This is a genomic window from Priestia aryabhattai (assembly GCF_023715685.1).
GTDB lineage: Bacteria > Bacillota > Bacilli > Bacillales > Bacillaceae_H > Priestia > Priestia aryabhattai_B.
In genome coordinates, this window is record NZ_JAMBOQ010000026.1 from 1 (window position 1) to 5,466 (window position 5,466).

At 37.4% G+C, this 5,466-nt stretch carries 4 protein-coding genes, 2 rRNA genes and 2 other RNA genes; 2 read left to right on the forward strand and 6 right to left on the reverse strand.

Annotation, left to right across the window (positions count from 1 at the left end):
• The first annotated feature begins 785 nt into the window (after positions 1–785).
• A complete protein-coding gene (locus tag M3225_RS28650; RefSeq protein ID WP_251400715.1) occupies positions 786–1,619 on the forward strand; it encodes a helix-turn-helix domain-containing protein in 834 nt (277 codons plus the stop codon).
• Between the two features lie 47 nt (positions 1,620–1,666).
• The gene (locus tag M3225_RS28655) at positions 1,667–2,191 is read left to right on the forward strand and encodes a MerR family transcriptional regulator (protein ID WP_251400716.1); all 525 of its coding nucleotides are present in this window, start codon (positions 1,667–1,669) and stop codon (positions 2,189–2,191) included.
• Between the two features lie 96 nt (positions 2,192–2,287).
• Here the strand turns inward: M3225_RS28655 and ffs are convergent.
• The 6 genes from ffs to M3225_RS28680 form a co-directional block, all read right to left on the reverse strand.
• An RNA gene (gene ffs, locus M3225_RS28660) (signal recognition particle sRNA large type) lies at positions 2,288–2,552 on the reverse strand.
• Positions 2,553–2,566: 14 nt separating this feature from the next.
• A non-coding RNA gene (gene ssrS, locus M3225_RS30030) (6S RNA) lies at positions 2,567–2,755 on the reverse strand.
• 645 nt (positions 2,756–3,400) lie between these two features.
• Positions 3,401–3,961: a site-specific integrase gene (locus tag M3225_RS28665; protein WP_251400718.1), complete on the reverse strand. Its 561-nt coding sequence runs from the start codon at positions 3,959–3,961 to the stop codon at positions 3,401–3,403.
• 181 nt (positions 3,962–4,142) lie between these two features.
• On the reverse strand, positions 4,143–4,994 hold the full coding sequence (locus M3225_RS28670) for a tyrosine-type recombinase/integrase (RefSeq protein WP_251400720.1): 852 nt from the start codon (positions 4,992–4,994) through the stop codon (positions 4,143–4,145).
• 126 nt (positions 4,995–5,120) lie between these two features.
• Positions 5,121–5,236: ribosomal RNA gene (gene rrf / locus M3225_RS28675) — 5S ribosomal RNA — on the reverse strand.
• Positions 5,237–5,298: 62 nt separating this feature from the next.
• Positions 5,299–5,466 (reverse strand): 23S ribosomal RNA (locus M3225_RS28680); the annotation flags it as partial.

Below are 5,466 nucleotides of genomic sequence, written 5' to 3' on the forward strand. Positions count from 1 at the left end.
GCATGTATTAGGCACGCCGCCAGCGTTCATCCTGAGCCAGGATCAAACTCTCCGAAGAAATGTTTGATTGCTCATATAAAATAAAAAAATTAACGTTGACGTTTGTCGCTTTGTTCAGTTTTCAAAGAGCAATTTCAAAGACAGAATATCATTTTATAAAAAGAAATGAACCTTGTCAATAAATTTACTTTTAATGTTGATTACTTTATTAAGTATAACTCTTATTTTCGTAAAAGTCAACTTCTACGAAAATTTATTTTTTCCAAAACGTGATGGTTCCTTCCGGACCTCAATCACATTCTCTATATTACATGATAATTTCGTGGAAGTCAACTTCTAAAACTAAAATATTTATATTTTTTGTTAGTCTGTTAATTGAAAGAATTACTTAAGCTATCTTGTGTAGTTTAGTTAATTTTGGTATAAATAAATCAATTACATATGTTCGGAACATGAAAAAAGGTCAAAGCGTGTTGTAGAAAAGCTTATTATGAGGATAGCCGTCCTCAAAACTTTACCGTGATCGGACCACGGCAGCTTCTACCTACAACGTCCACCGTGATCGGACCACGGTAAACATGTTGCTTCAACCCTGTGAAAAACATATTTATGTTGGTATTTTACGATATAAATGTGCAATTGACAAGGGGAAGTATTACTTTTCTGTCTAGGAAAGGTGTGTTTACCGTTTATAAGCGGTAAACACACCTTTTTTTGTTTCCTAATTGGAGAGGGAGATAGAAATGACAGTAAGCAGAATCGTAACTCATGAAGAATTTATTCATATGACAAATTATCAATCATATGCAGAAAGAGCACATCAAAAGAAAGAAATGAAAAAGATCCTTTTAGAGAAAGTAATGAAAACATACGGGGACACTTTTTACCGATTGAAAGAAGGAACGAGAAAAGCAATTGATATGTTATGCTTCTTCGCTGCGGAACGCGGCTTTGTTTACGCAAGTGATCAATATTTAGGGGAACGCTACGAAGTTTCTGATCGTACGGTCAGAAATGTTTTAGCGATGTTACGAAAAAAGGGGTTAATTGTAACGGTTTATCGGGGCCTTAGTAACCATAATGGCCGTGGTTGTCCAATGCATTTATTTGTTGATCATCCTTACTTTGAAAACTGGAACAACTATTTGAATTTAGAGGATTTCCGAGAAGATTTCCAAAGCCAAAACGCTGAAACTTCTTATGGCAGTAAGGAATCTGAGGCAAAAAAAAAATCTACCAATAATTTAACTCTTAATTCTTTAAATAAATTACGTACAGGATCGGTTCACTTATCAGCAGAATTTACACCTTCAATTGTTCCTGAGGCTTTTAAAAATACCGTAAAAGTCTTTTTTAACGATGCTAAGGAGATACATGACATTTGGAAAAAAGCTTGTTTAGCTAATAAAATAAGTGGTTTAAATGTACCTTCAGAAGACATCATGCCTCTTATCCTTCAAGCATTCAAAGAGGCTATTTATGCTCTTAAACAAAATAAAATTAAAAAAGACTTTCAAGGATATTTCTTTGGAACTTTAAGAGGAATGCTTGCACTTGAAGCTAGACGTAAACATTTTAATCCTGAACATCCGTTATATTATAATTTTTTAGAAGCTTAATACTGGAGATATAAAGTGAATATCTTAATGGAGTTAGGAGATTAAAGATGGAAAAGTCACTGCTAACTATTGCAGAAATTGCAAAAGAATTAGACATGCCTGAATCTACGGTCCGTTACTATAGAGATCGCTTTATTAATTACATACCTTTTACAGGAAAAGGACGTGGCCGCCGGTATCGCCGAGAGACTATAGATATATTGCGTTTCATTGCGGAAGGCTTCAATCGCAGTCTAAACGCAGCCGAGATAGAAGAGGGTTTAGCCCTAATGGTTGCAAGGAATATGGAGGTTGAAAACGAAACCGCAGCCACAACCGCAGCAGCGCAGCAGCAGCCTAATTTTAATGAAATTTCTGTCCAAATTAACATGGATGAACAATTCCATGAACTAATGAACCAAGTTACTGTTACGATGCAGCTGATGGCCCATCAAAAAGAAGAAATTAACGAGTTGCGGAAAATTGTTGCGGAACTGCGGAAACAGCAACAAGAACAAGCAGAATACATAGATGAACTATTGGCGGCCAAACGCAAAGGGAATCAGAAAAGATGGTGGGAAATTTGGAAGTGATAATAAATTAAGGTTTTTAAACAAAAAAGACAGTTGTACAAAACGAAAACCCTTAATTAATAAAAGTCTTCATTTTGTACAACTGTCTTTTAAAAACCGTGCACTCACCGTTGATATGAATAAATAAGCGCTGCGTGTATAGTTAGCTCAGCTAGGTTATTCTACAACACATAGAAGGTTCTACTTATGGCTGCTTCCTTCCGAACCTGACCATGTTCATAGATTTCTATTGCGTAGGGCCCAGCTTTCAACACTACTTGTACAAGCCTGACCTTACCTAGACAATACCTCTAGTGAGGATTCAACCCTGCTAAGGCGGATTGCAGGTTACAAGGCACCGCCATCTCCCCGTCTAGCACGGTATGTATAGGAAAAATAGTTCCCACTTATGTCGTCTTCCCAATCTGTTTTGTGAACCCGCTATCTCGCAGGTGGGTTTCCGCATGTTAACATTCCTGCGATCCTGTTTTATAGACAGGCATGGCATCAGTTAACAAATATAAGAATCCCGATTAAACAGTACGGTTCAAAACAAATAGGGCATAACGTGCATCGTAGGATTAGTCTTCAAGTTGCTAAATCGTCTATCGACTACATAACTTATCTTATAATATAATTTCGCAGAAGTCAAGTTCAACGAAATTATACTTACCTATATTTTTTAAACGGTTATGACGAAGCATGGCCTAGACGGCCGCTTACTTTACTTACATTGGTAACAACCTTACTTTGTATAAGGTTGCGTTTTATTAGCATGTAGTTGAAATGAAAAATATGAAATTCTTTTAAAAATTAAAGTGAACGTTGCTGTAAAAGTTAGAAAAAGGACATTAAATGATGGGGACGTAAAGGGGACATGGCTTCAAAATAGGGGGACACAAAGGAGACTTTGAAGTTTTAAAGGGAGACGTGAAAGGGACATCCACTAAAAAAAGGGGACGCAAAGGAGACATGTAGCGATTTTCTTTGTACCCACGGTTTTGCTAGGCTTTGCCTAGCCCCGCACCTATGGTGGGGGCAAAAACCCCTTATGCTCTTCAGGAATTTAGAGGGGCGGCCATCTTGCTCATGTAAAACCTTTTTTTCGTGAGCAAGATGGCCGCCGATGTTTTCGGCAGGAATAAACAAAAAAAGAAGGCATATCTATAGCATAAGATGGCTGTATACCTCTATTTTAAGCAGCCCTCTTACTCTACGATTATGCCTTCTTTATAACGCAAAATCTTCTAACGTTCGATCAATCATGTCATCTGTAATCCCGATGTATCGGAGTGTGACAGACGGCGCCGAATGGCCAAAGATTTGTTGCAACATGGCCACATCTTTCGTTCGTTGGTAGAAGTGATAGCCAAATGTTTTTCGCATGGTATGGGTACCGATGGCCCCTTTAATACCACACGCGCGTGCAGCGCCGTTAATGGTCCTCCAGGCCGTTTCTCGCCGAACATGACTTGTACCCTTACGAGAAGGAAAAAGAAGGTCAGAATCGGCCATATGGCGCGTGTACTTTTCAATCTCTTGTTGAAGGTTATGTGGAATCCGAATTTTTCGTACATGCCCTGTTTTTTGTTCTCGAAAACGAAGATGATCGGCCGACCGAACATCCATAACCCTTAAAGGTAAAATATCGCTAATGCGTAGCCCGGAATTGATACCAAAGACGAAAAGAAAATAATCGCGATAGGATTTATGTAGTAAATGTTCTTTCATCATGCGAATCTTTTCTGGATCTCGAATGGGTTCAACGGCTTGCTGCCCTTTAATAAGCATAAAACTCACCTCTTTACATATTCAGTATGTTACATTGAATTACGTCTATGTATTTAATATGTTGTATTGATTAGTTTATCATATTCAAAAACAAAGAAGAACCCTTGATAAATAAGGGTTCTTCTTTGTTTTTCATCTGCGTTGAATGCAACATAGTGTTACTTTTGTTGTATTGGTTTATTTAAGAAAATGCCTGTTTGATAGCTGAATCTAAATTCTGAACAGGTGACTTTAGATATTTTTTCGTTACGTTGATATCCAAATGACCTGCTAATTCGGCAACAACTGCAATATCAATTCCTTTTTGAACTAATTGATTACAAAATGTATGACGTAACTTATGAGGAGTTACATTGTATTTCTTTAACATATATTGAACAGCTCTTGGAGTTATTCTTTGATGAAAATTTGACTCAAATAAAAATTCTTTGTCATTGTTCTGAGACGTAATGTATTTCTCTAAGTAATATTTCACTTCTTTAGAAAGAGGTATAGTACGGCCCTTTTCACCTCTAGATTCATGAACAGTTAAAGAACTTTGATTTGTAGTTAAATTAATATCATCCTGGTTTAACCCGCACAATTCAGATACTCGAATTCCTGTATGAAGTAAAACATATACGATAGCAATATCACGAGGGTTGCCGTCTTTTTTTACTTCAGCTAATAAATGATTGCACTCATCCAGCGTTAAAGAATCTGGTGCTTCTTGATTCTTTTTATCTTTCTGTTTACGTTTGATGTCTTGAACTACATCTAATTTCTTAAGAAAGCGAGCAAACATACTGATTGTAGCAAAAGCTTTTTCTACAGTTGCTAAGCTTTTATTTTGAGACTCAAGATAAGTAATATATTGTTGAACATCTTTTTTCTTTAAATGATTCAGATCCATTCCCTCACTGAGAAGCCATTCATGGAATTGATTAAGTACCGCACGGTACGTTTTAATAGTGTTATCAGATTTATCTGCTTCTGCTAACCACTGGCTAAAATCATCAATCAGCGGAATAACCTCTAGTTTGTTTTTTTTCAATCTAAATCCCCCACTCGTGATAATGTAATAACTTCAACTTAACATCTTACTTCGTAGAAGTCAAATTCAGCGAAGTACATAAATAAAAAAAAGCATGTCATTAAATGACATGCTTTTTTTTATTTTGCCTGGCAGCGTCCTACTCTCACGGGGACAAAGTCCCGACTACCATTGGCGCTAAAGAGCTTAACTTCCGTGTTCGGTATGGGAACGGGTGTGACCTCTTCGCTATCGCCACCAGACATGAGATTGTTCTCTCAAAACTAGGTAACAGTTGCTGAGTAAAGCATGTGCTTTTCAAATCTTGGTTAAGTCCTCGATCGATTAGTATCAGTCAGCTACACGTGTCGCCACGCTTCCACCTCTGACCTATCAACCTGATCATCTTTCAGGGATCTTACTAGCTTGCGCTATGGGAAATCTCATCTTGAGGGGGGCTTCATGCTTAGATGCTTTCAGCACTTATCCCGTC